25 protein-coding genes are annotated in these 24,907 nt (G+C 67.3%); 15 read left to right on the forward strand and 10 right to left on the reverse strand.

The window, feature by feature from the left end; all coding sequences use genetic code 11:
• Positions 1 to 47: 47 nt before the first annotated feature.
• From phnH to AC1RQC_RS16595, 7 genes are read left to right on the forward strand one after another with little or no spacing between them, the layout of a single operon-like run.
• Positions 48 to 626, forward strand: a complete 579-nt coding sequence (gene phnH / locus AC1RQC_RS16565) for a phosphonate C-P lyase system protein PhnH (protein ID WP_492372076.1) — start codon at positions 48 to 50, stop codon at positions 624 to 626.
• Between the two features lies 1 nt (position 627).
• Entirely contained in the window at positions 628 to 1,782 is a 1,155-nt protein-coding gene (locus AC1RQC_RS16570) for a carbon-phosphorus lyase complex subunit (RefSeq protein WP_492372019.1), read from the forward strand.
• Positions 1,779 to 2,690, forward strand: coding sequence for an alpha-D-ribose 1-methylphosphonate 5-phosphate C-P-lyase PhnJ (locus tag AC1RQC_RS16575; protein ID WP_492372018.1), 912 nt, complete (start codon positions 1,779 to 1,781; stop codon positions 2,688 to 2,690). Before AC1RQC_RS16570 ends, AC1RQC_RS16575 begins: the two co-directional genes overlap by 4 nt.
• Positions 2,687 to 3,475, forward strand: coding sequence for a phosphonate C-P lyase system protein PhnK (phnK, locus tag AC1RQC_RS16580; protein ID WP_150989340.1), 789 nt, complete (start codon positions 2,687 to 2,689; stop codon positions 3,473 to 3,475). The genes AC1RQC_RS16575 and phnK overlap by 4 nt, the downstream gene beginning before the upstream one ends.
• 2 nt (positions 3,476 to 3,477) lie before the next feature.
• Positions 3,478 to 4,251, forward strand: coding sequence for a phosphonate C-P lyase system protein PhnL (gene phnL / locus AC1RQC_RS16585; RefSeq protein ID WP_492372017.1), 774 nt, complete (start codon positions 3,478 to 3,480; stop codon positions 4,249 to 4,251).
• A gap of 52 nt (positions 4,252 to 4,303) precedes the next feature.
• Positions 4,304 to 5,545: an alpha-D-ribose 1-methylphosphonate 5-triphosphate diphosphatase gene (locus AC1RQC_RS16590; protein WP_492884007.1), complete on the forward strand. Its 1,242-nt coding sequence runs from the start codon at positions 4,304 to 4,306 to the stop codon at positions 5,543 to 5,545.
• A gap of 2 nt (positions 5,546 to 5,547) precedes the next feature.
• Positions 5,548 to 6,129, forward strand: coding sequence for an MOSC domain-containing protein (locus AC1RQC_RS16595; RefSeq protein ID WP_492372015.1), 582 nt, complete (start codon positions 5,548 to 5,550; stop codon positions 6,127 to 6,129).
• Positions 6,130 to 6,171: 42 nt separating this feature from the next.
• On the opposite strand, the gene AC1RQC_RS16600 is transcribed toward AC1RQC_RS16595, so the two are convergent.
• The gene (locus AC1RQC_RS16600; RefSeq protein ID WP_174423701.1) at positions 6,172 to 6,444 is read right to left on the reverse strand and encodes a hypothetical protein; all 273 of its coding nucleotides are present in this window, start codon (positions 6,442 to 6,444) and stop codon (positions 6,172 to 6,174) included.
• Positions 6,445 to 6,820: 376 nt separating this feature from the next.
• Here AC1RQC_RS16600 and AC1RQC_RS16605 point away from each other — a divergent pair, with 376 nt between their 5' ends.
• Entirely contained in the window at positions 6,821 to 7,960 is a 1,140-nt protein-coding gene (locus AC1RQC_RS16605) for an AGE family epimerase/isomerase (RefSeq protein WP_492807181.1), read from the forward strand.
• A gap of 24 nt (positions 7,961 to 7,984) precedes the next feature.
• On the opposite strand, the gene AC1RQC_RS16610 is transcribed toward AC1RQC_RS16605, so the two are convergent.
• Complete coding sequence (locus tag AC1RQC_RS16610; RefSeq protein WP_492831073.1) at positions 7,985 to 8,704, reverse strand: Crp/Fnr family transcriptional regulator; 720 nt, start codon at positions 8,702 to 8,704, stop codon at positions 7,985 to 7,987.
• A 339-nt stretch (positions 8,705 to 9,043) separates the two neighbouring features.
• Here AC1RQC_RS16610 and AC1RQC_RS16615 point away from each other — a divergent pair, with 339 nt between their 5' ends.
• Complete coding sequence (locus tag AC1RQC_RS16615) at positions 9,044 to 9,634, forward strand: copper resistance protein CopQ (RefSeq protein ID WP_492807183.1); 591 nt, start codon at positions 9,044 to 9,046, stop codon at positions 9,632 to 9,634.
• A gap of 30 nt (positions 9,635 to 9,664) precedes the next feature.
• Here AC1RQC_RS16615 and AC1RQC_RS16620 read toward each other — a convergent pair whose 3' ends face one another.
• Positions 9,665 to 10,525 (reverse strand): LysR family transcriptional regulator, encoded by an 861-nt coding sequence (locus tag AC1RQC_RS16620; RefSeq protein WP_043354809.1) that lies wholly within the window; start codon positions 10,523 to 10,525, stop codon positions 9,665 to 9,667.
• A 189-nt stretch (positions 10,526 to 10,714) separates the two neighbouring features.
• Here AC1RQC_RS16620 and mdtD point away from each other — a divergent pair, with 189 nt between their 5' ends.
• Positions 10,715 to 12,109, forward strand: coding sequence for a multidrug transporter subunit MdtD (mdtD, locus tag AC1RQC_RS16625; protein ID WP_492884009.1), 1,395 nt, complete (start codon positions 10,715 to 10,717; stop codon positions 12,107 to 12,109).
• A gap of 47 nt (positions 12,110 to 12,156) precedes the next feature.
• On the opposite strand, the gene AC1RQC_RS16630 is transcribed toward mdtD, so the two are convergent.
• The 4 genes from AC1RQC_RS16630 to AC1RQC_RS16645 all read right to left on the reverse strand — a co-directional run bounded on the left by AC1RQC_RS16630 (position 12,157) and on the right by AC1RQC_RS16645 (position 15,820).
• Positions 12,157 to 12,579, reverse strand: a complete 423-nt coding sequence (locus AC1RQC_RS16630) for a hypothetical protein (RefSeq protein ID WP_492884048.1) — start codon at positions 12,577 to 12,579, stop codon at positions 12,157 to 12,159.
• A 72-nt stretch (positions 12,580 to 12,651) separates the two neighbouring features.
• Positions 12,652 to 13,338 (reverse strand): alpha/beta hydrolase, encoded by a 687-nt coding sequence (locus AC1RQC_RS16635; protein WP_492884011.1) that lies wholly within the window; start codon positions 13,336 to 13,338, stop codon positions 12,652 to 12,654.
• A gap of 257 nt (positions 13,339 to 13,595) precedes the next feature.
• A complete protein-coding gene (locus AC1RQC_RS16640; RefSeq protein ID WP_253929278.1) occupies positions 13,596 to 13,883 on the reverse strand; it encodes a hypothetical protein in 288 nt (95 codons plus the stop codon).
• A 170-nt stretch (positions 13,884 to 14,053) separates the two neighbouring features.
• Positions 14,054 to 15,820, reverse strand: a complete 1,767-nt coding sequence (locus AC1RQC_RS16645; protein WP_492807189.1) for an FAD-dependent oxidoreductase — start codon at positions 15,818 to 15,820, stop codon at positions 14,054 to 14,056.
• A gap of 519 nt (positions 15,821 to 16,339) precedes the next feature.
• Here AC1RQC_RS16645 and AC1RQC_RS16650 point away from each other — a divergent pair.
• Positions 16,340 to 16,756 carry a hypothetical protein gene (locus tag AC1RQC_RS16650; protein ID WP_416052389.1) on the forward strand — a complete coding sequence of 139 codons (417 nt, stop codon included), beginning with the start codon at positions 16,340 to 16,342 and terminating at the stop codon, positions 16,754 to 16,756.
• Between the two features lie 345 nt (positions 16,757 to 17,101).
• Here AC1RQC_RS16650 and AC1RQC_RS16655 read toward each other — a convergent pair whose 3' ends face one another.
• On the reverse strand, positions 17,102 to 17,998 hold the full coding sequence (locus tag AC1RQC_RS16655) for a DMT family transporter (protein WP_492884013.1): 897 nt from the start codon (positions 17,996 to 17,998) through the stop codon (positions 17,102 to 17,104).
• An 81-nt stretch (positions 17,999 to 18,079) separates the two neighbouring features.
• Here AC1RQC_RS16655 and pdxR point away from each other — a divergent pair, with 81 nt between their 5' ends.
• Positions 18,080 to 19,525 (forward strand): MocR-like pyridoxine biosynthesis transcription factor PdxR, encoded by a 1,446-nt coding sequence (pdxR, locus tag AC1RQC_RS16660; RefSeq protein WP_492884015.1) that lies wholly within the window; start codon positions 18,080 to 18,082, stop codon positions 19,523 to 19,525.
• A 166-nt stretch (positions 19,526 to 19,691) separates the two neighbouring features.
• Here the strand turns inward: pdxR and AC1RQC_RS16665 are convergent, their stop codons facing one another.
• The gene (locus tag AC1RQC_RS16665) at positions 19,692 to 20,129 is read right to left on the reverse strand and encodes a helix-turn-helix domain-containing protein (RefSeq protein ID WP_492372007.1); all 438 of its coding nucleotides are present in this window, start codon (positions 20,127 to 20,129) and stop codon (positions 19,692 to 19,694) included.
• 73 nt (positions 20,130 to 20,202) lie between these two features.
• Between AC1RQC_RS16665 and AC1RQC_RS16670 the strand changes: the two genes are divergently transcribed.
• The 3 genes from AC1RQC_RS16670 to AC1RQC_RS16680 all read left to right on the forward strand — a co-directional run bounded on the left by AC1RQC_RS16670 (position 20,203) and on the right by AC1RQC_RS16680 (position 23,903).
• On the forward strand, positions 20,203 to 21,084 hold the full coding sequence (locus tag AC1RQC_RS16670; protein ID WP_492884017.1) for a class I SAM-dependent methyltransferase: 882 nt from the start codon (positions 20,203 to 20,205) through the stop codon (positions 21,082 to 21,084).
• A complete protein-coding gene (locus AC1RQC_RS16675) occupies positions 21,077 to 21,598 on the forward strand; it encodes a DUF2938 domain-containing protein (protein WP_492807201.1) in 522 nt (173 codons plus the stop codon). The genes AC1RQC_RS16670 and AC1RQC_RS16675 overlap by 8 nt, the downstream gene beginning before the upstream one ends.
• Positions 21,599 to 21,764: 166 nt before the next feature.
• Positions 21,765 to 23,903, forward strand: coding sequence for an alpha/beta hydrolase domain-containing protein (locus AC1RQC_RS16680; protein ID WP_492884019.1), 2,139 nt, complete (start codon positions 21,765 to 21,767; stop codon positions 23,901 to 23,903).
• 66 nt (positions 23,904 to 23,969) lie between these two features.
• Here AC1RQC_RS16680 and AC1RQC_RS16685 read toward each other — a convergent pair whose 3' ends face one another.
• Entirely contained in the window at positions 23,970 to 24,896 is a 927-nt protein-coding gene (locus tag AC1RQC_RS16685) for a LysR family transcriptional regulator (RefSeq protein ID WP_492372003.1), read from the reverse strand.
• Between the last annotated feature and the right edge of the window lie 11 nt (positions 24,897 to 24,907).

A 24,907-nucleotide genomic window follows, 5' to 3' on the forward strand; every position in this document is an offset into this window, starting at 1 on the left:
CCGGATACGACAACGTGCCCCCGGGGCGGCACGGCGCGCTTGCGCCGATGCTGCTGCCCGGCTTCGACGATGCGGTGCAATCGGCGCAGCGGACCTTCCGCGCCGCGCTGCATGCCATGTCCCACCCGGGCAGCATCGGCGAACTGGCCGAGCCGTGCGGCGTGCCGCAGGGCTTGTCCCCGGCCTTGAGCGCGCTGCTGCTCGCGCTGGTCGACAGCGATACGCCGCTGTGGCTGCCGCCCGAGACGCCCGAGGGCGTGCGCGCCTTCCTGCGCTTCCATTGTGGCTGCCCGCTGGTGGCGCAAGTGGCGCAGGCGGCCTTCGTGGCGGTGCCGGCCGGCCATGCCGTGCCCGATCTGGTGGCTTGCGCCCAGGGCGATCCGGCGTACCCGGACCGCTCCGCCACGTTGCTGATCGAGGTCGCCTCGCTGAACGGCGGCCCCAAGGTCACGCTGCGCGGCCCGGGCATCGAGACCCACGCCACGCTGGCCGTGCAAGGCTTGCCGGCCGATTTCTGGACCCAGTGGCAGGCCAACCATGCGCGTTTCCCGCTCGGCGTGGACGTGCTGCTGACCAGTGGCAGCGCCCTGTGCGCGCTGCCGCGCACCACCCAAGCGGAGGCTTGACATGTACGTTGCCGTCAAAGGGGGCGAGCGCGCCATCCTCAATTCGTACCGCATGCTGGACGACTACCGCCGCGGCGACCGCCGCGTGCCGGAGCTGACACTGGCGCAGGTGCGCGAGCAAATGCCGCTGGCCGTGTCGCGCGTGATGGCCGAAGGCTCGCTGTACGACCCGCACCTGGCCGCGCTGGCGATCAAGCAGGCCGCGGGCGACCTGATCGAAGCCGTGTTCCTGCTGCGCGCCTATCGCACCACGCTGCCGCGCTTTGGCTATTCGGTGGCGCTCGATACCGGCGCCATGCGCTTGCAGCGCCGGATCTCGTCCACCTTCAAGGACGTGCCGGGCGGGCAGGTGCTGGGGCCGACCTACGATTACACCCAGCGCCTGCTCGACTTCACACTGGAAGCCGAGCGCGACAATGCGCCGCTGCCGGCTGCGGCAACCACGCTGGATGCGCGCATGCCACGCGTGACGGACCTGTTGCGCCAGGAGTCGCTGATCGAGCCGGAGACCGTGCCCGAGCACGATCCCGCGCCGCCCGACCTCACGCGCGAGCCACTGGCGCTGCCCGCGGCGCGTCCGGCGCGCTTGCAGAACCTGGCTCGCGCCGATGAAGGCTTCCTGCTGTCGATGGGCTACTCCACCCAGCGGGGCTACGGCAACTCGCACCCGTTCGCGGCAGAGATCCGCTACGGCGAGGTGGAAGTGGAACTGTTCGTGGAGGAACTGGGTTTTGCCGTGACCATCGGCGAGATCGAGGTCACCGAATGCCAGATGGTGAGCCAGTTCGCTGGCAACGCGCAGGAAGGGCCGAGCTTTACGCGCGGCTACGGCCTGGTGTTCGGCTATGGCGAGCGCAAGGCCATGTCGATGGCGCTGGCCGACCGCGCCATGCGCGCCGCCGAACTGGGCGAGGCCGCCGACGCGCCCGCCAACGACGTGGAGTTCATGCTCTACCACAGCGACAACGTGGAGGCCTCCGGCTTCGTGCAGCACTTGAAGTTGCCGCACTACGTGGATTTCCAGACCAATCTCGAACTGCTGCGCCGCCTGCGCGCCGAGCGCGGTCAGGGCGTGCCCTCCCCGGCGCCCACGCCGCCCGGGCAAGACGATGCCGTCATCTCCCAAGTGCTGGCGCAGGAGGCCATCGCATCATGACCGACACCAATGCCAACACCGTCGTGCGCGACGAACACTACAACTTCGGCTACCTGGACGAATCCACCAAGCGCATGCTGCGCCGCGCGCTGCTCAAGGCGGTGGCCATCCCCGGCTACCAGGTGCCCTTCGGCAGCCGCGAGATGCCGCTGCCCTACGGTTGGGGCACCGGTGGCATCCAGGTCACCGCCTCCATTATCGGCAGCGACGATGTGCTCAAGGTGATCGATCAGGGCTCTGACGACACCACCAACGCCATCAATATCCGCCGCTTCTTTGGCCGCGTGACCGGCGTGCAGACCACCGAGCGCACCGCACAAGCCACCATCGTGCAGACCCGCCACCGGATTCCGGAAACGCCGCTGGCCAAGGGCCAGATCATGGTGTTCCAGGTGCCCATCCCGGAGCCGCTGCGCTGGCTGGAACCGAGCGAGACCGAGACCCGCACCATGCACGCGCTGGCCGAGTACGGCGCGATGCATGTCAAGCTCTACGAGGACATTGCCCGCCATGGGCGTATTGCCACCACCTACGACTACCCGGTGATGGTCAACCAGCGCTACATGATGCGGCCGTCGCCGATCCCCAAGTTCGACAACCCCAAGCTGGACTACAGCCCGGCGCTGATGCTGTTCGGCGCGGGGCGTGAGAAACGAGTCTATGCGGTGCCGCCCTTTACCAGCGTGAAGAGCCTGGACTTCGACGACCATCCGTTCGCGGTGGAGACGTGGGATGGCTGCTGCGAGCTATGCGGCTCCACCGACAGCTATCTCGATGAAATCATCACCGACGACGCGGGCGGGCGCATGTTCGTCTGCTCCGATACCGAGTACTGCGCCACGCGCCAGGAGCAGGGTGAGACCGGGCCGAACGGCACCGCCGCCCACGCACGCAAGGAGGCCGCATGAGCCGCACCGATCCGCACCAGCCGCTGTTGTCCGTGCGCGGCCTGACCCGCACTTGGGACGGCGTGCATGGCTGCCACGATGTCAGCTTCGATCTGTTCCCCGGCGAAGTGCTGTGCGTGGTGGGCGAGTCCGGCTCGGGCAAGAGCACCTTGCTGCAGGCGGTGTCATGGCAGGCCGCGCCGGAATCCGGCAGCGTTTGCTACGACACCCGCGAGCAAGGGCTGGTTGACCTCGCCACGCTGTCCGACGCACGGCTGCGTCTGCTGGCGCGTACCGACTGGGGGTTCGTGCGCCAGAACGCGCGCGATGGCCTGCGCATGCGGGTGAGCGCCGGCGCCAATATCGCCGAGCGCCTGATGGCGGTGGGCGGGCGCCATTATGGCGAGCTGCGCGAAGTGGCTGGCACGTGGATGGAAAAGATGGAGCTCGACCTGGGCCGCCTGGACGATGCGCCGACCAGCTTCTCCGGCGGCATGCAGCAGCGCCTGCAGATTGCCCGCAACCTGGTGACGCATCCGCGCCTGGTGTTCATGGACGAGCCTACCGCCTCGCTCGATGTCTCCGTGCAGGCCCGCCTGCTCGACCTGCTGCGCCGGCTGGTGGCGGACCTTGGGCTGGCTGCCATCATCGTCACCCACGACCTCGCCGTGGCGCGCCTGCTGGCGCACCGCACGCTGGTGATGCAGGGCGGGCGCGTGGTGGAAAGCGGCCTGACCGACCAGATCCTCGACGATCCGCACCACCCGTACACCCAGTTGCTGGTGTCTTCCATTCTGCAGGGCTGATCATGACGCAAGACGCCTACCACCATCAAAGCACGGCCGCCGACGCCCAGCGCATCCAGGTGCGCGGCCTCGGCAAGACCTTCATCCTGCACAACCAGGGCGGCACGCGCCTGCCCGTGCTGCAGGCCATCGATTTCGACGCTGCCGCCGGCGAATGCCTGGTGCTGGCCGGCAGTTCCGGCGCGGGCAAGAGCACGCTGCTGCGCTGTCTGTACGGCAACTACCTGGCCACCGAAGGCAGCATCCGCATCCGTGACAACGACGCGTGGGTGGAGCTGACCCGCGCGCCGGAGCAACGCATCCTGCAATTGCGGCGCGAGGTGATTGGCTATGTCAGCCAGTTCCTTCATGTGATCCCACGCGTGAGCACGCTCGATGTGGTGGCCGAGCCGCTGCAGCAGCGTGGCGCCAGTGCCGACGAAGCGCGCGAGCGTGCCGCGGTGCTGCTGGCGCGGCTGCAGGTGCCGGGCCGGCTGTGGAGCCTGCCGCCCGCGACGTTCTCGGGCGGTGAGCAGCAGCGCGTGAACATTGCGCGCGGGCTGATCGGCGGCCATCCGGTGCTGTTGCTCGACGAGCCGACCGCCTCGCTCGACGCGGATAACCGCGCGGTGGTGGTGGCGCTGATCCGCGAGGCGCTGGCCGAGGGCCGGTGCCTGGTCGGCATCTTCCACGATGAAGCCGTGCGCGAGACGGTGGCCACCAGGCTGCTGCCATTGCACCCGCCGGCTGTCATGGAGGCTGCGCCGGTCGGCAAGCTTGCGGCTGTCGCGGGCTGAGCCATTCATTTTTCCCGTATTCACTCGTTCCCAATCGCTCCCGGAACCGACCATGCTTCCTGCTTACCTGACTCATGCACGAATCGTCCTGCCCGACGGCGTGCTAGCCGACAGCGCCTTGCTGATCGATAACGGCCACATCGCGGCCATCGAGCCCGATGCCGCCGCCGTGCCGCGTGCCGCCCAGGTGATCGACCTGCGTGGCCAGACGCTGCTGCCCGGCCTGGTCGACCTGCATTGCGACGCCATCGAGAAAGAAGCCGAGCCGCGCTCGCGGGTGATGTTCCCGCTGGATTTTGCCGTGGCGCAGATCGATCGCCGCAACGCCGCAGCGGGCATCACCACGCCTTACCACGCGGTCTCGTTCGCGGGTAACTCGTTCGGCGTGCGCAATTTCGACACGGCCGGCGAGCTCGTGCGCGCCGTCGCCGCCTTTCGCGGCCACAGCCTGGTGGATAACCGCATCCATTGCCGCTATGAGGTCACGGACGCCAGCGCGTTGCCGGTGCTGGAGCAACTGGTGGAATCCGGCCTGGTGGACCTGGTCTCCGTGATGGACCATTCGCCCGGGCAGGGCCAGTTCAAGACACTGGAGGCCTACCTGGCCTACATGATGGGCAACCACGCCATGAGCCGCGAAGAGGCCCATGCCGCCGCCGCCAAGAAACTGGTGGAGAAGGACGGCGCACTGGACCGGGTTGAACGCCTGCTGTCACTGGCCGCGCGCACAGGGGTGCCGGCCGCGAGCCATGACGACGACTCGGCACAGCGTATTGCCACCATGCATGCGCTGGGCGTGCGCATGAGCGAGTTCCCGATCAACCTGGAGACGGCGCAGGCCGCCAAGGCAAAGGGGCTGCCGACCATCCTTGGCGCGCCCAACGTGCTGCGCGGCCAAAGCCAGAGTGGCTCCATGCGTGCCATCGACGCCATCAACGCCGGGGTGGCGGACTGCCTGTGCTCGGACTACCAGCCATCCACGCTGATTGCCGCCGCCTTTGCCGCGGAACGCCTCGCTGGCCTGAGCCTGCCGCAGGCTGCCGCGCTGGTCAGCGCCAACCCGGCCGCGGCTTGCGGCTTGTCCGATCGCGGGCGCATCGGGGCCGGGCTGCGTGCCGACCTGGTGGCGGTCGCCATGGTGGCCGGCCAGCCGCTGGTCACGCATACGTGGTCATCGGGACGGCTGGTGTTTGCCGCGCGCTATCCGGCGGGCGCCCTGGCGGCTGACAGCTCGGGGGGGGTCCAGATGCCGGCGCCCGACGCACCAGGCGAACCAAGCCGCGCGGCAGCATGACCATGGCGGCCGATATTGGCAACGGGTGGGCCGAATCGCCGCAGGCGGGCAGTGTGGCCGCGGTAAGCCTGAGTGCCACGCACACCTTCAGCAAGACGGTGACGCCAGTCATCCGCCTGCTGGCCGGGCTGGGCGTGGAGGGTGACGCGCATCTGGGGGAAACCGTCAAGCACCGTTCCCGCGTGGCGGTGGACCCCAGCCAGCCGAACCTGCGGCAGGTTCACCTGCTATCGGTGGAACTGCAGGCGATGCTGCAAGCCGCAGGCCATGCGGTGGCGCCCGGCGCGCTGGGCGAGAACATCACCACGCAGGGCATCGACCTGCTGGCGCTGCCAACGGGCGCGCGGCTGCACCTGGGCGAGACCGCGCTGGTCGAGATCACCGGGCTGCGCAATCCCTGCGCGCAGATCGAGCGCTTCCAGCCGGGCCTGCTTGCGCGGGTGCTGGGTCGGGACGATGAAGGCAAGCTGGTGCGCAAGGCCGGCATCATGGGCATTGTCCTGGCCGGCGGACTGGTGCGCGCGCACGACGCGATTCGCGTGACGCTGCCGCCCGAGCCTCACCGCAAGCTGGATCGGGTTTGAGCAGGACGCGAGGATGAGGGTACGGGTGAGGGTGGAGCAGCCCTAGCGGTGCGACGCGCGGACCGTTCCGTGGTGGGAGCCGTGCCAGTCGCCCGGTATGTCGGGGAAGATCTCGCACTCGCCGCGCACGATCAACTCCACCGTCGCGCAGACGCCCTTGACGCCACGCGGGCCTACGCAGACCAGGCTGTGCGGGTGTTCCGAATGATTGGGAATGGCGTACACGCGCATCCCTTCCTGATACAGGGGATGGGCGGGCAGCCTGGCGTTGAGTAGTTCGACAAAACGCAAGGGGCTTACAACCGGCTTTTCCATCTTGCTCTCCCATGGAGCATGGGCGCGACCTCCGGAGGGCTCCGGACGGGCCGAAAGTGCTTGGAGAACGGACTGGACGGGCGGCGGGGGGAGCCCTCCGTCCATGTCACCTGCACAAACCAGGAATGTGGCCAGGACGCCGCGGCAGGCGCGGAATACGGCGCAAAAGCCGCTTACCGCGGCGATCGATTCAAGGGGCCACGCCGTAAGGTTAGGCGATTTACTGGCGGGATCAAGCTTGCCGTCGGCGTAAAAGAGCTAGTAGGACGAAGGCGGCACTCAGCGGCCGCCATCGCAGCTCGGGAAGGCCACCTGGCGGGCTGAGGTATATTCCACGGGTGGCAGATACGCGCCTCTTACCGATTTCCTTTTCCGCATGAACGTTACGCCACCCCTTGCCACCACTGGTGCTGATCCCGAGGCCGCTTCCTTCGCCGCATTGCGCGCGCACTACGATGGCGTCGTCCTGCCGCTCTGGACCGGGCCGGGCTGGAACGCCACGATGCAGCTGCCCTATGAGGCGCTGTCCGGCGCCGACCAGCAGCCTCTGCCGGTGGCGCGTTACCGCGCCATGGCCTGCGCGCGCCAGCTCTATGTGTTTTCGCAGTGCGATGGCACCGATGAGGCCGCCCATGCCGCGCGCCTGTTCGCATCGCTCGGGGGCTGCTTTGCCGATGGCGGGCAGGGTGGCTTTATCTACAGCATCGATGCGCAGGGACAGCCTCTGGATACCACCAAGGACCTGTACACCCACGCCTTCGTCGTCTTTGCCTGTGCGGCGTATTTCAAGCGGTCGGGCAGCACGCAGGCGCGTGCGTTGCTGGATGGCACCACACGGCTGATCGAGGCGCGTTTCGCCACCGCGGATGGCCTGTACCATGCGGCGCTAGCGCAGGACTTTCGCCCACTGGGCGGGGCGCCCCAGCAAAACCCGATCATGCACCTGACCGAGGCCTACCTGGCGGCGTTCGAGGTCACCGGGGAGCGCTCTTATGCGGACCGGCTGGCGGGCATTGCCGCCGCCGTGCTGGCCACCTTTGTCGATCCGGCGACGGGTTGCATTGCCGAGTTGCCGATGTGCACCGATCGCGCTGGCAACCGGGTCGAGCCCGGCCATCAGTTCGAGTGGTTCTCGCTGCTTGCCAGCGCGCCCGCGTTGTTCGACGGCTCCGGGCTTGCGCAAGCGCTGGCAAGCGCCTTCGGCTTTGCCATGCAGCACGGCGTTGACACCAGCACCATGGGCGTAGCCGCGGCGCTGCATCTGGATGGCTCGCCCAGAGACCCGATCCAGCGCATCTGGGCGCAGACCGAATTCGCGCGGGCGCTGGCGGTGCGCGGCGACAGCGTGGCGCTGGCGCACCTGCAGGCCTGGCTGAAAGCCTACCCGGCGCGATTCCTGCACGCAGGCGGCTGGCATGAGTGCCTCTCGCCTGCCGGCAAGGTGGAGCGGGCGGAGATGCCTTCGACCACGCCATATCACCTTGCCACCGCCTACCAGGCGCTGCCGCAGGATTGACGGCCTGGCGGATCCACCATCGCATCAGCCGGCCGCGCGGCGGAGCAAACGGTCGAACTCGTTGCGCACGATGCGGTAAGACTCGCCGGAAAAGCCCTCCAGCCCAGCCCGGTCGATCACGGTGATATGGCCGCGGCTGTGGCGGATCATCTGGAGCTCCGCCAGCTTGCCCACCGCTTCGGTCACGCCTTCGCGGCGCACGCCAAGCATGTCGGCAATGGTCTGCTGGGTCACGTCGAGCTCATTGCAAGGCGAGCGGTCCAGCGCCAGCAGCAGCCAGCGGCACAACTGCGTGGTCAGCGAGTGGTGGCGGATGCAGACGGCCGTCTGCGACACCTGCGTGAGCAACGCCTGCATATAGAGCAGGGCCATGCGCTGCAGCGTGGGCAGCTCGGGGTAGATCGTGCGCAGGTCGCTCGCGGCGACGCGAAACCCGGTGCCGCTCCTGCGTACCTCGATCCGGTTGGGCATGGTCTCGGCGCCGGTCAGCGCGGGCAGTCCCACCAGCCCCTCGCGGCCCACGGAGGCCAGTTCCACGGTGGCGCCGCTTTCCTGCAGCGACATCATCGAGATCACCGCCGTGCTCGGGAAATAGAGATGCCGGATGCGCTGGCCGGAATCGCTCAACAGTTGCCCTGTGCGCAGGCTGACGCTATCCAGGCGCGGCAGCAGCAAGCGGCGCTCGTGCGGCGGCAGGGCGCCTAGCAAGTGATTGGCGGCCAGATCCAGTTCGGTATCGATCATCCCGTTGTCTCCCGAAGTCGAAAGGTCGCGGCTGCTGCGCCAGCCGTTTGGTTTTTTCTCTGTTCGGTATGCCACGCAGCCGGGCTTGACCCGTTAACGTATTAAGCGTCATGCGTGCGCTTGCCGACACTGGCCGGAGGTTGGAGATCGCCACGGTATTGGGGGGATATGCTTTTGGCTGGATTCAGCCCCGGGTTCATACTTTTGACGGGGGGGTTAGGTGGCCGGGGCGCCGCACGGGGATGCGGCGGACGGATCGGCTCAAACAATCTAAAAAAACCTGTAAGTTCCTGTGGGTGGCGGCGACGAATGGGCACATTCACCCAGTTGGAGATTGCCATGTACCCGAACCTCACCAAGTCGTTCACCAAGTCACTGTTTGCCGCCGCCATCACCGGCGCGGTGCTTGCCCTGGGCAGCGCCCAAGCCGCCAGCCCGGCTGCCCACGGCGCCACCAGCGTGCGCGACATCTACAGCGACGGGGCGCGCACTGCGCCCGTGAACGCCTTCACCGATGGCGCCCGCGCCCGCATGGTGGATCCCTTTACCGATGGCGCGCGCATCGCCGGCCTGGACCGCACTGGTCCCTCCGCAGATCCGGCGCGCAGCATCGACCCGTTCGTCGACGGCGCACGCAAGCTCGATACGTTCACCGATGGCGCGCGCATCGCCGGCCTGGATCGCGCTGGCGTATCCGCCGATCCGGCGCGCAGCATCGACCCGTTCGTCGACGGCGCCCGCAAGCTCGATACGTTCACCGATGGGGCCCGCATCGCTGGCCTGGATCGCACTGGCGTTTCCGCCGATCCGGCGCGCAATATCGACCCGTTCGTCGATGGCGCGCAGAAAGTGGCTGGCATGGATACCCGCGGCGTTTCGGCGTCGCCGGCCCGCAGCTTCAACGTGTACCAGGATGGCGCGGATGCGTGAGCCGCGCGCGGTCCAATGCGCCGGGGCCGGCTACTCGTCCAGCCAGGACCCGCGCAGATCGCTCTTTTGCAGCAGTTGCAGCAAGGTTTCGGCGGGCCGGCTCAGGCGGCCCGCGCGCAGCGAGATGAACTCCACCTCCGGCAGCGCCGGCAGGCTGTCGCCGTTGACCAGCGGCGACAGCCCGCGCCCGGACAGGTATTGCGCGCGCACGGTAATGCCCAGCCCGCCGCGCGCGGCGGCGATGCAGCCCGAGTGACTGCTGCTGGTGCAGACGATCTGCCAGCGCATCCCGGCCTTGGCCAGCGTATCGAGCACGATGGCACGCGTGACACTGGGCTCGGGCACCAGGATCAGCGGCAGCGGCTGGCGCAGGTCCGCCACCGTGCCCGGCCGGGCTAGCCACTCCAGCTTGCCCCTGAACAACGGAGACCCGCGCCGGTCGCCTTCGCGGCGCTTGCCGATCATCAGGTCCAGCGCGCCGGCATCCATCAGCTCGTAGAGCTTGCCGGTCATGCCGATGGTGATTTCCAGCTCCACATCCGGATGCGAGTTGCGAAACGCCGCTAGCACATTGGGCAGGGGGCCCAGCGCGAGGTCATCGGAAGTACCCAGGCGCACGCGGCCCTGCAGGCGCGGCGCATTGAACTGGGACTCCGCGCGCGCAATGGCATCCAGGATCAGCCGCGCGTGCGCCAGCAGCGCCTCGCCGTCGGCGGTCATGGTCAGGGTGTGGGTATCGCGAACAAAGAGCCGGCGCCCGACGTGCTGTTCCAGGCGCCGGACGTGGTCGCTGACGCTGGATTGGGACAGGCCGAGCTGGCGCCCCGCGTCGGTAAAACTGTGCGCGGCGGCTACGGTGGCGAAGGTCTTGATCCAGACAGGATTGAGCATGCCGCATTGTCATCGGATTTTCCGATGACAGTCAATATACCTAGCGGGGTTCCCGATTGGCATGGCCGGTATTAACATCGGCAGCATTCCTGGCACTGGTTTTGCCCCGATCGCTTCTTCCACGGTCCACTCCAGATGCCGCGCCGGTCATTGCCCCTGATTGCCGGCACTTGCCTCGAGACGTACCAGATGACCAGCCAAACCTCGCAAAAGGCCATGTTGTGGATCGTCGCAGCGGGCTTTTTCATGCAAACGCTCGACACCAGCATTGTCAACACCGCGTTGCCCGCGATGGCGCGCAGCCTCAACGAAAGCCCCCTCGACATGAAGCCCGTGGTAGTGGCCTACACGCTGACCATGGCCATGCTCACGCCGGCCTCGGGCTGGTTGGCCGACCGCTTCGGCACCCGTCGCGTGTACTTCGCCGCGATCCTGATCTTTGTGCTGGGCTCGCTGTTCTGCGCGGGTGCGCAGAGCCTGGACCAGCTCGTGATTGCCCGCGTGATCCAGGGCGTGGGCGGCTCCATGCTGCTGCCAATCGGCCGGCTGGCGGTGCTGCGCAGCGTCTCCGGCGAGCATTACATCGCGGCGCTGGCCTTTGTCTCGGTGGCGGGGCAGGTCGGGCCGATCTTTGGCCCGGTGCTGGGCGGCTGGATCGTGCAGTCGGTGGCCTGGCACTGGATCTTCCTGATCAATGTGCCCGTGGGCGCCATAGGGATGCTGGCGGTCTTGCGCTACCTGCCCGACCACACCATTGGCCGTGCGCCACCGTTCGACTTTGTTGGCTGCGGCCTGTTGTCGCTTTGCATGGTGGCGTTCTCGCTGGCGCTGGACACCCCGCGCGAGGCAAGCCACGCGGCATGGAGCGGCAGCCTGTTCGCGCTGAGCCTGCTGTCCGCGCTGCTTTACATCCCGCATGCGCGGCGCCGTCAAAGTCCGCTGTTCCGGCTGGCGCTATTTCGCGAGCCCAATTTCAGCGTGGGCCTGGCCGGCAACCTGGTGTGCCGCATCGGCTCGGGTGCGGTACCGTTCCTGATGCCATTGCTGCTGCAGTTGCAGATGGGATATTCCCCGTTGCATTCGGGGCTGATGCTGCTGCCGGCCGCACTGGCCGGCGTGGTTGCCAAACGCTGGATCGTGCCGCTGGTCAAGCGCTTTGGCTATGACAACTTCCTGCTGGTCAACACGGTATTGGTAGGTGGCTCGATCGCCTCGTTCGCAGCGATTGCGCCGGGATGGCCCGTGGGCCTTGCCATTGCGCAGCTCGCTTTGTTCGGGGCCACCAACTCCATGCAGTTTGCTGCCATGAACAGCGTGACGCTCAAGGGTTTGAGCGTGGAAGACGCGGGCAGCGGCAACAGCCTGTTCTCGATGGTGCAGATGCTGGCAATCGGCCTCGGGGTCACCATCGGCGGCGGGCTGGTCAGCATGTTCACAGCCCAGCTGGGCGTGGCCGGCACAGCTTACCGGCTGGCGTTCTTCACCGTGGGCATGATCACGCTGCTATCGGCGCTGGTGTTCCGCCGGCTCGATGCCGAGCAGTTCGACAAGAGCCGCGGCCCGGCCAGCGTAGCCAGTCGCTGATGCCCCATGGCGGGACGCGGCGCATCGCGCGCCGGCTTGCCCCGTCATCACTCAGTCACGCCGTTCTCATGCAGCAGCCGCTCGCACTCATCGAGCAGGTCGCGCGCAAAGGCCGACTGGTAATTGGGGTCCAGCGCTTCCATCATTTCGTGGGCGGTGTACAGCCCGGCCTCGCGCGAGAGCGTGCCGGCGAGCTGGCGCGCGAACTGATCGCTCAGTTGCGACAGCAAGCGCCGCTCGGCCAGCGCCAGTTGCAGCTTGGAGCGCGACAGCCACAGGCTCGCCAGGGTGGCGCCCTGGGCATCGGTCATCCATTGGCGGTGCTCGTAGAATGCCGACAAGCGCTCGGCGGCGAGCGCAAACAGCAAGGCCTTGCGGGTATTGAAGTCGAGCTTGAGCGCGGGCGCTGGCGTGGGGGCGGAAGCGGAAGCAGAAGCAGAAGCAGAAGCGTCGGGGGGAGAGGTTTTCATCATGACTTGCAAATCGTGCGGTGGGGCGCGAGCCTACCACGCTATCCGGTGCCGGGGCGGCGTGCGTGCGGGTCAGGATTTCCCGGCCGCCGCGAAGCGCGCATTCAGCCAGGCGCCGATCGCCTTGATCTCTTCCATGCAGACCGAGTGAGACATGCGGTAGGTGTGCCATTCCACCTTGCAACCGAGTTTTTCCACGGTCTCGCGCGCCAGCAGGCCGAGCTGCACGGCCACCACATCGTCCTCGCTGCCGTGTCCGGCAAAGATCGGCGTGGCGCGGTTGGCTTCGCTGAACTCGGCGGCAAGCATTGCCGGCGCGGGGATATAGGTGGAAAGGGCAATGATGCCGCCCAGCGCTTCGGGATGCGTCAGGGCTGTGGTATAGGCCACGGCCCCGCCTTGCGAGAACCCCGCCAGCACCACGCGGTGGCTGGGCACACCGCGCTGGTTCTCGCGCGCGATCAGGGCGCGGATGGCATCGCGGGAGACCCGGATGCCGGCCTCGTCCGCATGGCGGCGGGCGTCATCGAGCGACTGGATGTCGTACCAGGCCGGCATGACGTAGCCGCCGTTGCAGGTAACCGGGATGGCCGGCGCATTGGGAAACACGAAACGCACGCCGGGCGCGGACGCCAGGCCCAGCTTCGGCACCACGGGCACGAAATCGCTGCCGTCGGCGCCGAGCCCGTGCATCCAGATGACCGACCACGTGGGTGACGGCGCGGTTTCGATTTCAATGGCTGGCAGCAGTGCGCTCATTTCGATGTTCCTTGTTCCCGGATCCTGATCGGGCCCCCTTGCCGGCACGGCGAGCGCGCTGGGCGCCACTGCCCGGTGCGGGGCAATGTGTCTGTGCGGATGGCATGGGGGTGGCCGCGTGAGGCGGCAAGTATCGCACAGCGCCGGCGCGGTGCCGGCGGCTGGGCAATCGGGAACGCTTCAGCAAGCGCCGCGTGTCATGCGAGCGGATGGCCGCGGCGGCTTCAAGCCGCGCGGCATGGCCTGACGGCAAACCGTCAGGCTGCTGAAGGTACGGTAGGCACCGTGATGAGGCCGGGCGCGGAGCGGGGCGCTTGCGCATGCTCCGCGGCAACGGGTGCGCGCCGCTTGTCCACGACGCTCTCGACGCCAGAGGCGGTCACCTCCTCCAGGAAGGCGACCAGGTCGCGGTAGTAGTCGACCTGCATCTGTGCCTCCAGCAGACGACGCTCGGCTTGGAATAAGGTAAGCCGCATTTGCTGCAATTCCCTTGCTGCGATTTTCTCCGGGGTGGGCGGACTAAACATGTCTGCAAGCGAACGCATGGCAACCTCCCGCTATCGACGGCTTCGAATTGAAGCTCCTGCCATGCAACCAATATAGTAAATAAAAGCGCATTTCAGGCCCTGTCGCGCGCCGTCCACACGGTCGATTGCCGGCGTGCAACGGCAGGAGTAAATTCATCGTCCGGTGTTTGCAAGGTGCCCGGCAGCGCTTACATGGCAAGCGTTCCCGGCTCCGGCTGTTTCATTTTTTCCAGGTAGCCGTGGATCTGCGCGACCACCGCCGCGCCTTCGCCCACGGCCGCCGCAACCCGCTTGGTGGAACCCGAGCGCACGTCCCCGATTGCAAAAATGCCTGGCACACTGGTCTCCAGCGTGGATGCCGGCATGGTGCCTTCATGCGCCGTGTCTGTGCCGGTCAGCACGAATCCCTTCGCGTCCACGCGCACATTGCAGCTGGCGAGCCATCCCGTATTGGGGTCGGCACCAGTAAACAGGAACAGATGCCGGACCGGCACCTCGGTCACGCGATCGCTGTCGCGCGAGCGATAGCCGATGGTGGCCAGGCGTTCTTCCCCGCCCAGGGCGACGATCTCCGTGCCGGTATGCAGTTCGATATTGGGCTGGGCCGCGATGCGCTCGATCAGGTAGCGCGACATGCTGGCCTCCAGCCCTGATGCCCGGATGAGAATGTGCACGCGCTTGGCGTGCGCGGCCAGGAACACTGCGGCCTGCCCTGCGGAATTGCCGCCGCCCACCAGCACGACCTCTTCGCCGTTGCACAGGCGGGCTTCCACCGGGGAGGCCCAGTAGTAGACGCCGCGTCCTTCGTAGCGATCGAGTTCCGCGATGGCGGGGTGGCGATAAGCCGCACCGCTGGCAATGACCACGGTCCGGGCCGCAATCTTGCGGCCATCGCTCAGCTCGATGCGCTGCGGATGCTCGCCGCAATGCAGCGCGCTCACCTGCAAGGGGATGGCAAGGTGCGCGCCGAACTTTTGGGCTTGCACAAAGGCCCGGCCGGCCAATGCTTGCCCGGAAATACCCGTGGGGAAGCCCAGGTAGTTCTCGATGCGCGAGCTGGCGCCGGCCTGGCCACCTGGCGCAAGGCTGTCGAACACCGCAACACACAGGCCTTCGGAAGCGGCATACACCGCGGTGGCGAGACCCGCCGGACCGGCACCCACCACGATCACATCGTAGATATAGTCCGGGTCGAATTCGGGCAGCAGGCCCAGGCAGGTGGCAAGCTGGCCCGCGTCCGGACATCGCAGCACCGCGCCGCCGGGGCAGATCACCAGCGGAAAGTCGCCGGGCGCGGCGGCGGTGAAATCGAGCAGGGCGCACGCATCGGGATCGGTATCCGCGTCGACCACGGTGTGGGGATAGCCGTTGCGCCGCAGGAACGCCTGCAGATGCAGCAGGCGCGCGTCGCTGCCGCGGCCCAGCAGCGTCGGGCCATTGCCGCGCTCGATCAGGCCAACGCGGCGCAGGATCAGCGCACGCATGATCCGCTCGCCCAGATCGGCTTCCGCGACCATCAGCGCGCGCAGCCGATCGGGTGGAATCGAGATGGCCTCGATGTCCTCCAGCGCCAGGCCGTCGACTAGCGCGGGCTTGCCCGATAGCTGCCCCACCTCGGCAAGGAAGTTGCCCGGCCCGTGCTCGCCGACCACCGACGCACGGTCGCGCGCGTCGCGCTGCAAGACGCGCACGCGGCCCCGCAATACAACCACCATGCCGTGGGCAGGGTCGCCGGTGCGAAACAGGTATTCATTGGCGCGCCACTGCCGCAGTGTGCCGAAATGCTGGAGCCGCACGATCTCGGCGGCGGTAAGCAGGGGCCACATCTGGTGGCGGCGCGACTCCATCGGGGAGAACGCCGCGGTGGCTGCCTCCTGCTCGATGGCCAGGCCCGCCGCAACAATGGCTTGCGGGCCAGGGGGTTCCAGGCTTCCGATAGCGGTGTCTGCGCTCATGGCTGTAAGGCCTCCCGGTGGCACCGCGCGGGCGCCGGTGCGGATGAGTCGAGTGCTGCTGATGCGTGCGCGGGGATGCCCGGGCATGGCCCGGAGAGTTTGCTCGCGATGCCGCGATGCGGCAATCCCTCGTTGTCCGCGCACCCCAAAAGCGTAGTACACGCGGGGCATCAAAGGGCTATAGCGCCAAATAGTGACTCATGAACACCTTCTTTGGTTTGTGCTGCTTATGCCATTGGTGGATATCGTAAGTACAACCTAGTAAAAACCCTTGACTATCTACTTACAGGTAGATAAGATGTGTTCCATGGATGCCGCAGCAAGGTAACGCCAAGCAGACAAGGCCCAGCCAGCCGGTTTCCAATGCAGCAAATGAGGAACAAAGACGAAAGTCATTTTTTTTGCTCCGCTTCTCTACCTAGTGATAGGTAAGAAGGCAGAAAAAACGACGAACCAGCTAAAACCCGGTCCCCGCGGCCAAAGCAGACCCCCGGACCCATGCTTCGATTGGAGAACATCATGAACACCAAGCTTTTTGCCAAGTCCCTGCTCACCGCCGCCACCCTCGCCGCAGCGTTCGCTGCTGGCCATGCCCAGGCCGCCGCAACCGTTACCGCCGACAAGTACGGCTATGAATACCGCACCCGCGACGTCTACAGCGACGGCGCCCGCAGCGGCAAGTTCGATACCTTCACCGAAGGCGCACGCGCCGGCAAGGCCGATCCGTTCACCGATGGTGCCCGCGTTGGCAAGACCGACCCGTACACGGATGGTTTCCGTACCGTCGCAGGCCTGGATCGCAGCGGTGTGTCGTCTGAACCCAGCCGCAAGTTCGACCCGTACACCGATGGCGCCCGCAATGACAAGCGCAACCCGTACTTCGACGGTGCCCGCAGCGGCGCACGTGACGTGTACACCGACGGCGCAAGGGCCTGAGTCAAAACCGGTACCTCTCAGGTCTCGATGACCGAAGTGCCAGACTGCATGCATCACCCCGCGGCGTCACCGTAACGACGCGCGGATACCAGGAGCGCATCATGAACCGTTGGCAGAGTTTCCGGATGTTGGCAGGCTGGGCGCTGGTTTGCGTTGCCAGCGGCTCCATGGCCACCGTAGTGGCACAGGCACTGCCGGCCTGAGGGTTCCCCGGGATCCACAGCATCCGTGGTAAAGAAGGCATATCGCAGCGTCCCCACGCTGCCTGCGAATCGGCGCGCCCACTGTGGCGCGCCGAAGCTTTTTCCAGTCCCCCGTGAATCCAGTCCGCATCCCTGCGCCTTGCTAGCTTGCCAGGCGCTTGCTCCATCCGCGCACAACGCCCGTTGTCAGGGCGGTGCCGGCCAGGATCACGGCGCAGCCCAGCAGCATCGAAGGGGAGATGCGCTCTCCCAGGAACAGCACACCCCACAACACACCGAAGGCCGGGATCAGGAATAGCGCGGTCATTGCCCGCGCGGGTCCCGCCTTGGCGATCAGGCGAAAGAAGAGCACATAGGCCAGCGCGGTGCAGGCGGCGGTCAACGCGCCCAGTGCCAGCCACGCGTGCGCGCTTGGCTGCGTGGTGGGCCACAGCCAGGCTGCAGGCGCGCACAGCAGCAGAGCCGATGCGAGCTGGCTGCCCGCTGCCACCGTCAGCGGCGGCACCTCCGCCAGGTACTTGCGGGTAAAGTTGGCGGAGAAGCCATAGAGCAGGGTAGCGGCCAGGCAGGCCAGCGCAGCCAGGCCGGCGGCCTTGCCCGCGGCGCCGTGGTGCAGCCCGGCCTTATCCCACACCAGCCACAGCACCCCGGCGAAGCCCAGGGCCAGCCCGGCTACGCGTGGCGCCCCCAGGCTTTCACGCAACCACAGCCAGCCGATCAGCGCGGTAAACAGCGGCGTGGCCGCGGTGAACATGGCGGAGAGCCCGGCCGGAATCGTCAGCGCGGCAAAGCTGAACAGCACGAAGGGCAGCGCTGAATTCGTGATCCCTACCACGGCGATCGCCCACCAGCGGCGGCGCAGGCCGGCCAGCCCGCCGCGCCAGGCCAGCAGCGGCAGCAGCAGCAGGGCCGCGCCGCCGGCGCGCGCGCCCGCCAGCGGCACCGCGCCAAACTCACCCGCACCCAGACGGATAAACAGGTAGGAGGCGCCCCACAGGGCGGCCAGCGACAGCAACATCGAAAGATCGGAGCGTTTCATTTCCAGGCACCTCATGGGGATGACAGGGCCAGGATAAGACGGCAAACTGGTACCTGAAAAGAACCAGGAACAAGGAAGTTTATGGATCCAGAATTCGCCTTCCCGATCCGCTTGCCGGCACCCGGCTCGCGCCATTTTCTGCGCAGCCTGCACGGCCAGCTCAAGGGGGCGATCCTGGACGGGCGCCTGCGCCCTGGTTTGCGCCTGCCTGCTACGCGCGCGCTGGCCCAGGCCTGTGGGGTGTCGCGCAACACCGTCGTGGCCGCCTACGACCTGCTGCTGAGCGAGGGCTATGTGGTGGCGCGCGATCGTGGCGGCACCTATGTGGCGGGGCTCTTGGCGCCCACGCGCGAGTCAGCCCCGCAGCCCGGCGCGCCCGAGGCTGAGCGCCGGCTGGCCGCGTTCTGGCGCGCGCCGCCCTTGCCGCCTCGGGAAGCTTCGCCGCTGGTGCCGCGCTTTGATTTTCGCGTAGGCGTGCCCAGCCTGTCGGGATTCCGGGCAGATCTGTGGGGGCGCCTGACGGCGCGCGCAATGCGGGCGATGACGCGTGCGCCGGTGGCCTATGCCGACCCGCAGGGGCAGCCCGCGTTGCGCGAGGCCATTGCCAGCCACGTCTCGTTTGCGCGCGCGGTCGCCTGCCAGGCTGGCGACGTGGTGGTCACGGCGGGCGCGCAGCAGGCCTTCGACCTGCTGGCCCGCGTGCTGGTGACGCCCGGGCGCACCGTGGTGGCGGTGGAGGACCCGGGCTACCCGCCGGCCCGCGCTGCCTTTGCCGCCGCCGGCGCCAGGATCGTGCCGGTGCCGGTGGACGCGCACGGGCTGGTGGTGGACCGGCTGCCTGCCGATACGCGGGTGATCTACGTCACGCCATCGCACCAGTTTCCCCTCGGCCATGCCATGTCGGCGGCGCGGCGCGCGGCCTTGCTTGCGTTCGCGCAGGCGCACGGCGCGGTCATCGTCGAAGACGATTACGATGGCGAGTTTCGCCACGGAGAGCGCCCGCTCGACGCCCTGCAGACCCTCGACCGCGCCGAATCCGTGTGCTACGTCGGGACCTTCTCCAAGAGCCTGTTTCCCACGCTGCGGCTGGGCTTCGTGGTGGCCCCGCGGTGGGCCCGGCAGGCGCTCACGCTGGCCAAGCAGTGCAGCGACTGGCATTGCGCTGCCGCTGCGCAGGACACGCTCGCCGCCTTCATCGCCGAAGGGCACCTGGCACGCCACGTGCGCAAGATGCGCCGGCTCTATGGCGTGCGCCGCCAGCTGCTGCTGGATACGCTGCGCGCGGATTTCAGCGGCCGGCTCGATCCGGTGCCCTGCGCCGCCGGGCTGCATCTGGCCGCGCTATGCGTTGGCCATGCCGATATCGAGCCGCTGGCGGAGCGCGCGAGGAAGCAGGGCATCGGGGTCTGGACCACGCAGGAGTACTACCTTGGCCCGCAGGACCGTGCGGGCTTGCTGTTTGGCTTCGGCGCGATCGACGAGGCGGGCATCGCGGCGGGGCTGAAGGCGCTGCGCAAGCTTTGGTGAGGGCCGGCGCGGTCAAGCCTAGATGCTCGCGGTGCAACTCTTGGCGCATTCGGTCGGATCGGAGGAGACATGGGGCATGGGCCGGAATCCGACTTTGAGGCGATATGCTCGGCACGCGAGCCTATCACAGCGTGGGCATGACCACCCCGATGGTGCGTACTCCGCGCTAACTCCGCGGCGATCGCGGCGCCTTCTTCGGCGGCGCTCCAAGGGCGCCGGACGCGGCGGCCTGCACGATGCGGCGGAAGGTTGGGCATTCCATGTGGCTAGGCGCCGGGCAGGCGGCGGCGTGGCGCAGGCCGTCGCGCATGGCGCTGAGCTTCTTGATCGTCCTGTCCAGCTCATCCGCCTTGGCCGCGAGCATCTGCCGGTCGATGCGCGGCTGCCCCTGCGGCGCGAACATGAGGGCAATTTCGTCGAGCGAGAAGCCGGCGGCGCGCCCCAGCGCGATCAGCGCCAGCCGTTCCAGCACGCCGGCATCGAACAGGCGGCGCAGCCCGCGCCTGCCAGTGGAGGCAATCAGCCCCTTTTCCTCATAGAACCGCAGCGTCGATGCGGGAACGCCGGACTGCTGCGCCACTTCGGCTATGTCTAGGCTTTTCACCCTCTTGACCTCAAGTCGACTTGAACTGGCACAGTCTAGCTTCCGCTCCCTGGGGCAGCAAAGGAAAACGATCATGGACGTCACACAACAGGCCGAAAGCGAGCAGGCGGCGCTCTGGAGGGGCCGCTCCGGGCGCGCCTGGGTCGAGGCGCAGGCGCTGCTCGACCAGATGTTCAAGCCCTTCGAAGACCTGCTCGTCAAAGCGGTCTGTGGCGGCGCCGGGCACCGGGTGCTGGATGTGGGCTGCGGTACGGGCAGCACCACGCTCGCCGTAGCGCGGCGGCTCGGCGCGAAGGGCCATTGCACCGGCGCCGACATTTCGGATCCGATGATCGCCGCTGCGCGGGTGCGCGCCGAACGCGAAGACATCACCGCACGCTTCATCCGCGCCGACGTGCAGAAACATGACTTCGAGCCCGCAAGCTTCGATTTGATCATCTCGCGCTTCGGCGTCATGTTTTTCGACAACCCGGTCCTGGCCTTCAAGAACCTGCGCCACGCCGCACGGGACGGCGCAGATCTCTGCTTTATCGCGTGGCGCAGCGCCGCGGAAAATCCGTTCATGACGACGGCCGAGCGCGCCGCTGCGCCGCTGTTGCCGAGCATGCCCGCCCGCCGGCCAGGTGCGCCGGGACAGTTCTCCTTCGCGGAAGGGCATTGGGTCTCTTCCATGCTGGAGGAGAGCGGCTGGGCCGAGATCGACATCCGGCCGCTCAACGTGGAATGCACCTTCCCCGAGAACGAACTGGTCGGCTACCTGTCCCAACTCGGCCCCGTTGGCCTGATCCTGCAAGAGGCGGACGAGCGCACGCGCATGCAGGTCATCGAAACGGCCCGCACCGCCTTCGATCCCTATGTGCACGGCGCTGAAGTTCGCTTCACTGCGGCCTGCTGGATGGTCAGCGCCCGAGCGCCGTTTGCGTCGGGCGCGCTGAAGGGGGCCACCCATGTCTGACGCAGTGGGCTACCCGATGTGCGCTTTCCTGATCGGGACGGGCGCGACCGTGGTGATGGACATCTGGGCCGCGGCTCGACAGTGGCTGCTCGGCATTCCTCCACTGAACTATGCCCTGGTAGGCCGCTGGCTCGCCCATCTGGCGCGAGGGCGCTTTCGCCACGATCCCATTGCCGCTTCGCCGCGCGTACGGGGCGAACGCCTGATTGGCTGGGTCGCCCATTATCTGATCGGCATCGCATTTGCGGCCGTGCTGCTCGCTTTCTGGGGCCACGGCTGGGTCCGTCATCCGACGCTCGGCCCCGCGCTGATCGTTGGCATTGGCAGCGTGGCGGCTCCCTTCTTTTTGATGCAGCCGGCCATGGGCGCCGGCGTCGCAGCAAGCCGCACGCCGCGTCCCGCCGCCGCGCGCTTCCATAGCCTCGTCACGCACGGGATATTCGGCCTGGGTCTTTATGCGGCGGGCCGGGTGACAAGCTGGCTGGACACGTTGCCATGGCCGAGCTTTTGGTAGCAGCGCCAAGCGCGTTCTTCCCGCAATGCCTACGCGCCCCAAAAAGCGATTCAGCGGTTTATCCGCATAATCCATCGAAACTATCCATTTACCTTATATTGCCACGCTCCCTACACTTTGCGCCAACGCCCCCCTTAGCAGGGCGTACGACAAGAGAGGAGCAAGTATGGAGATCACCTTGGCGCGCCGCACGGCGGCGCTGGCGCTAGCTTTGCCGTTGCTCGCCTGCGGCGGCAACGATGAGAGCGCAAACACGGGCACCGCCGTCACGTCCACCGCGGCGGCCACCCCGGGCATGACGCTGACCATCACCGCGCGGGAAGACATGCCTGGCACCTATGGCAACGTAGGCGCCTACGAAAAACTCACGGGCACGCTCAAGGGCGAGGTCGATCCCGCCGATGCGCATAACGCCATCATCCAGGACCTGGCGCTGGCCCCGGTGAATGGCCGCGGGCTTGTGGAGTACACCACGGAATTCGTCATGCTCAAGCCCAAGGACATGAGCAAGGCGGGTGGCGTGCTGCGTTACGACGCGCCCAATCGCGGCAATATCCTGACCATGCCGAACCCCACCGCGGTGCCCGGGGATTCGCTCTACTTCGAACGCGGCTACGTGCTGCTGTACTCGGCCTGGCAGGGCGATGTGCCGAAGAGCTCGGCGGCAAGGCTCACTCTGGCGGTGCCGGTGGCAAAGAACAAGGACGGCACCAGCATTACCGGCCCGTATGCGGCGGAGCTGATCCCGAGCGCTGCCAGCCCGTCGATGAGCCTGCCGGGCGGCGTGTTCAACAGCACGATGATTCCCTATGCGCCAGCCAGCCTCGACAACACCTTGCCGGGCTACACGCTGACGCGGCGCGTAAACGAGACCGACCCGCGCGTGGCGATTCCCGCCACGGACTGGAAGTTCGCCACCTGCGATAACGCAGGCAACCCCTTCCCGGGCAAGTCCGACGCCGCCAACATCTGCCTCAAGGGCGGCTTCGTGCCGGGCTATCTCTACGAGATCACCTACGTGGCGAAAGACCCGAAGGTGATGGGTGTGGGCCTGGCGGCGCTGCGCGACACCATCACGTTTTTCCGGCACCAGGCCGCGGATTCGGCGGGCACGCCCAATCCGGTGGCGGGCGCGGTGCGCTTTGCCATCGGGCAGGGCACTTCGCAATCGGGCAACGCGATGAAGACCTTCCTGCATCTTGGCTTTAACCAGGCGCTGGATGGCAGCAAGGTGTTCGACGGCATCTACGCGCATGTGGCCGCGCGCCAGACCAATATCAACACGCGCTTCGCCGTGCCGGGTGGCGGCGGTGGCCTGCGCACCGACCATCGCGCCTTCGGGCAGACCGCGCCGCGCGGGCTGGCTGCCGACTACCACGACACGCTGGCGGGCCGCAGCGGCGGCGTCATGCAGCGCTGCACCGCTACGCAGACTTGCCCGAAGTTCTTCCTCGGCCTGTCGGGCACGGAGTTCTGGCAATTGCAGGGCTCGCCGGTGCTGACCGATCCCTACGGCTTTGCCGACCTGAAGCAGCCTGACAATGCGCGCATCTACTACTACGCCAGCACGCAGCACGGCGGCAAGTCGCCGCTGATCAGCTACGCGCCAGCGTCGACGGTGTACCCGGCAGGCTCCATGGTCGATTTTGCCGATACCTTCCGCGCGCTGTTCGTCGCGCTGGAAGACTGGGTAGCGCGTGATGTCGCGCCGCCGGCCAGCCAGGTTCCGGCCATCGCCGATGGCACGCTGGTGCGGCCCGATCAGCTGACCTTCCCCGTGACCAAGGGCATTACCTGGGCCGGCGCGGGCAGCAATGCTGCGATTCCCGCGCTGCAGTACCTGGCGCGCTATAACGGCTTCCCGCTGCTCGACTACGGCCCGACCTATCGCCCGCAGGATGAGTCCGGCATCCCGACCTTGCTGCCACCGTCGTACATGGGACGGGACTACGCCATCATGGTGCCGCAGGTGGACGCGCAGACCGGGCTGACCAAGGCCGGCATCCACGGCGTCGACGTGGACGCGCCAGTAGGCACCAGCCTGGAGTTCAACTACGTGGCCACGCCGGGCATTGTGGATCTGGTCAACCTGAGCGGCAGCTACATTCCCTTCCACAAGACCGAGGCCGCGCGCATTGCGGCTGGCGATACGCGGCCCTCGCTGGAGTCGCTCTACACCGACCAGGCCGGCTATGTGGCCAAGGTACAGAGCGTGGCCGCCGGGCTGGTGGCCAGGCGCTTCCTGCTGCAGGCGGATGCCGACCGGCGCGTGGCGAACGCGCAGGCGAATCCCGTGTTGCCCTGAGCGAAGGGGCCTTTGAAGGGGCTTTTGAAGGGGCTGTGATGCGGCGGGCGGGGCGCTCCGCCCCGCCTAGCCTGGAAGCCTGGCTGCGGTTCCTGCGCCTTGCCATCCGGGGTCCGCGGCAAAGCGCTCCGCAAGGAAGTCCAGCATGGTGCGCAGGATTGCCGGCATTTGCCGGCGCGATGCGTAGACGCCGTGGATGCCAAGCGCCTGCGGTTGCCACCCGGGCAGCAGGGCCACCAGTTGCCCGCTGTGCAGCAGCGGCGCGGCAGAGTAGAGCGGCTGCATGGCAATGCCGGCGCCAGCCACCGCGGCGGCCAGCAGCACGGTCGATTCATTGGCGCTGAGGTTGCCCTGCACCGGCACCGCCAGCGTTTCCCCCGCGCGTTCCAGTTGCCACAGGCTTTTGCCGAAGTACGAGTAGGTGAGGCAGTTGTGCATGGCGAGGTCTTGCGCCTGGCGTGGCATGCCATGGGCGGCGATGTAGGCAGGCGCGGCGCAGATCACCGAGGCGCAACTTGCCAGCGGGCGTGCGATCAGGTTGGGGTCGAGGTCGTTGGTGATGCGGATCGCCAGGTCGATGCGCGTCTCCACCAGGTTGACCGCCTGGCTGGCGATATGCAGGTCGACGGCGGTTTCCGGATAGCGTTTCAGGTAGGCCGTCACGGCCGCGGCAAGCACGGACTCGGCCAGCGATTGCGCGCAACTGATGCGCAGCATGCCGCGCGGCATGCCCGCGCGCTCATGCTCGGGCCGTGCCATCTGGGCGGCGATCTCCAGCATCTGGCGGCAGCGCAACAGCGCTTGCTCCCCGGCGGGTGTCAGGCTCAGGCTGCGCGTGGAGCGGTGCAGCAGGCGTTGCTCGGCCCAGGTTTCCATCTGCGCGAGATAACGGGTGACCATGGCGCGCGACATGTCCAGCGCCTCGGCGGCGGCCGTCATGCTGCCGCGTTCGGCAATGGCGACGAAGACTTCGGCGGCGGTAATGCGGTCCATGGGATGGGTTG

It is taken from the genome of Cupriavidus sp. GW822-FHT03E04 (assembly GCF_058801495.1).

Coding starts and splice junctions, on each gene's coding strand:
- phnH (WP_492372076.1), top strand. CDS start 48: ATGCTGCTGCCCGGCTTCGACGATGCGGTGCAATCGGCGCAGCGGACC.
- AC1RQC_RS16570 (WP_492372019.1), top strand. CDS start 628: ATGTACGTTGCCGTCAAAGGGGGCGAGCGCGCCATCCTCAATTCGTAC.
- AC1RQC_RS16575 (WP_492372018.1), top strand. CDS start 1,779: ATGACCGACACCAATGCCAACACCGTCGTGCGCGACGAACACTACAAC.
- phnK (WP_150989340.1), top strand. CDS start 2,687: ATGAGCCGCACCGATCCGCACCAGCCGCTGTTGTCCGTGCGCGGCCTG.
- phnL (WP_492372017.1), top strand. CDS start 3,478: ATGACGCAAGACGCCTACCACCATCAAAGCACGGCCGCCGACGCCCAG.
- AC1RQC_RS16590 (WP_492884007.1), top strand. CDS start 4,304: ATGCTTCCTGCTTACCTGACTCATGCACGAATCGTCCTGCCCGACGGC.
- AC1RQC_RS16595 (WP_492372015.1), top strand. CDS start 5,548: ATGGCGGCCGATATTGGCAACGGGTGGGCCGAATCGCCGCAGGCGGGC.
- AC1RQC_RS16600 (WP_174423701.1), bottom strand. CDS start 6,444: ATGGAAAAGCCGGTTGTAAGCCCCTTGCGTTTTGTCGAACTACTCAAC.
- AC1RQC_RS16605 (WP_492807181.1), top strand. CDS start 6,821: ATGAACGTTACGCCACCCCTTGCCACCACTGGTGCTGATCCCGAGGCC.
- AC1RQC_RS16610 (WP_492831073.1), bottom strand. CDS start 8,704: ATGATCGATACCGAACTGGATCTGGCCGCCAATCACTTGCTAGGCGCC.
- AC1RQC_RS16615 (WP_492807183.1), top strand. CDS start 9,044: ATGTACCCGAACCTCACCAAGTCGTTCACCAAGTCACTGTTTGCCGCC.
- AC1RQC_RS16620 (WP_043354809.1), bottom strand. CDS start 10,525: ATGCTCAATCCTGTCTGGATCAAGACCTTCGCCACCGTAGCCGCCGCG.
- mdtD (WP_492884009.1), top strand. CDS start 10,715: ATGACCAGCCAAACCTCGCAAAAGGCCATGTTGTGGATCGTCGCAGCG.
- AC1RQC_RS16630 (WP_492884048.1), bottom strand. CDS start 12,579: ATGAAAACCTCTCCCCCCGACGCTTCTGCTTCTGCTTCTGCTTCCGCT.
- AC1RQC_RS16635 (WP_492884011.1), bottom strand. CDS start 13,338: ATGAGCGCACTGCTGCCAGCCATTGAAATCGAAACCGCGCCGTCACCC.
- AC1RQC_RS16640 (WP_253929278.1), bottom strand. CDS start 13,883: ATGCGTTCGCTTGCAGACATGTTTAGTCCGCCCACCCCGGAGAAAATC.
- AC1RQC_RS16645 (WP_492807189.1), bottom strand. CDS start 15,820: ATGAGCGCAGACACCGCTATCGGAAGCCTGGAACCCCCTGGCCCGCAA.
- AC1RQC_RS16650 (WP_416052389.1), top strand. CDS start 16,340: ATGAACACCAAGCTTTTTGCCAAGTCCCTGCTCACCGCCGCCACCCTC.
- AC1RQC_RS16655 (WP_492884013.1), bottom strand. CDS start 17,998: ATGAAACGCTCCGATCTTTCGATGTTGCTGTCGCTGGCCGCCCTGTGG.
- pdxR (WP_492884015.1), top strand. CDS start 18,080: ATGGATCCAGAATTCGCCTTCCCGATCCGCTTGCCGGCACCCGGCTCG.
- AC1RQC_RS16670 (WP_492884017.1), top strand. CDS start 20,203: ATGGACGTCACACAACAGGCCGAAAGCGAGCAGGCGGCGCTCTGGAGG.
- AC1RQC_RS16675 (WP_492807201.1), top strand. CDS start 21,077: ATGTCTGACGCAGTGGGCTACCCGATGTGCGCTTTCCTGATCGGGACG.
- AC1RQC_RS16680 (WP_492884019.1), top strand. CDS start 21,765: ATGGAGATCACCTTGGCGCGCCGCACGGCGGCGCTGGCGCTAGCTTTG.
- AC1RQC_RS16685 (WP_492372003.1), bottom strand. CDS start 24,896: ATGGACCGCATTACCGCCGCCGAAGTCTTCGTCGCCATTGCCGAACGC.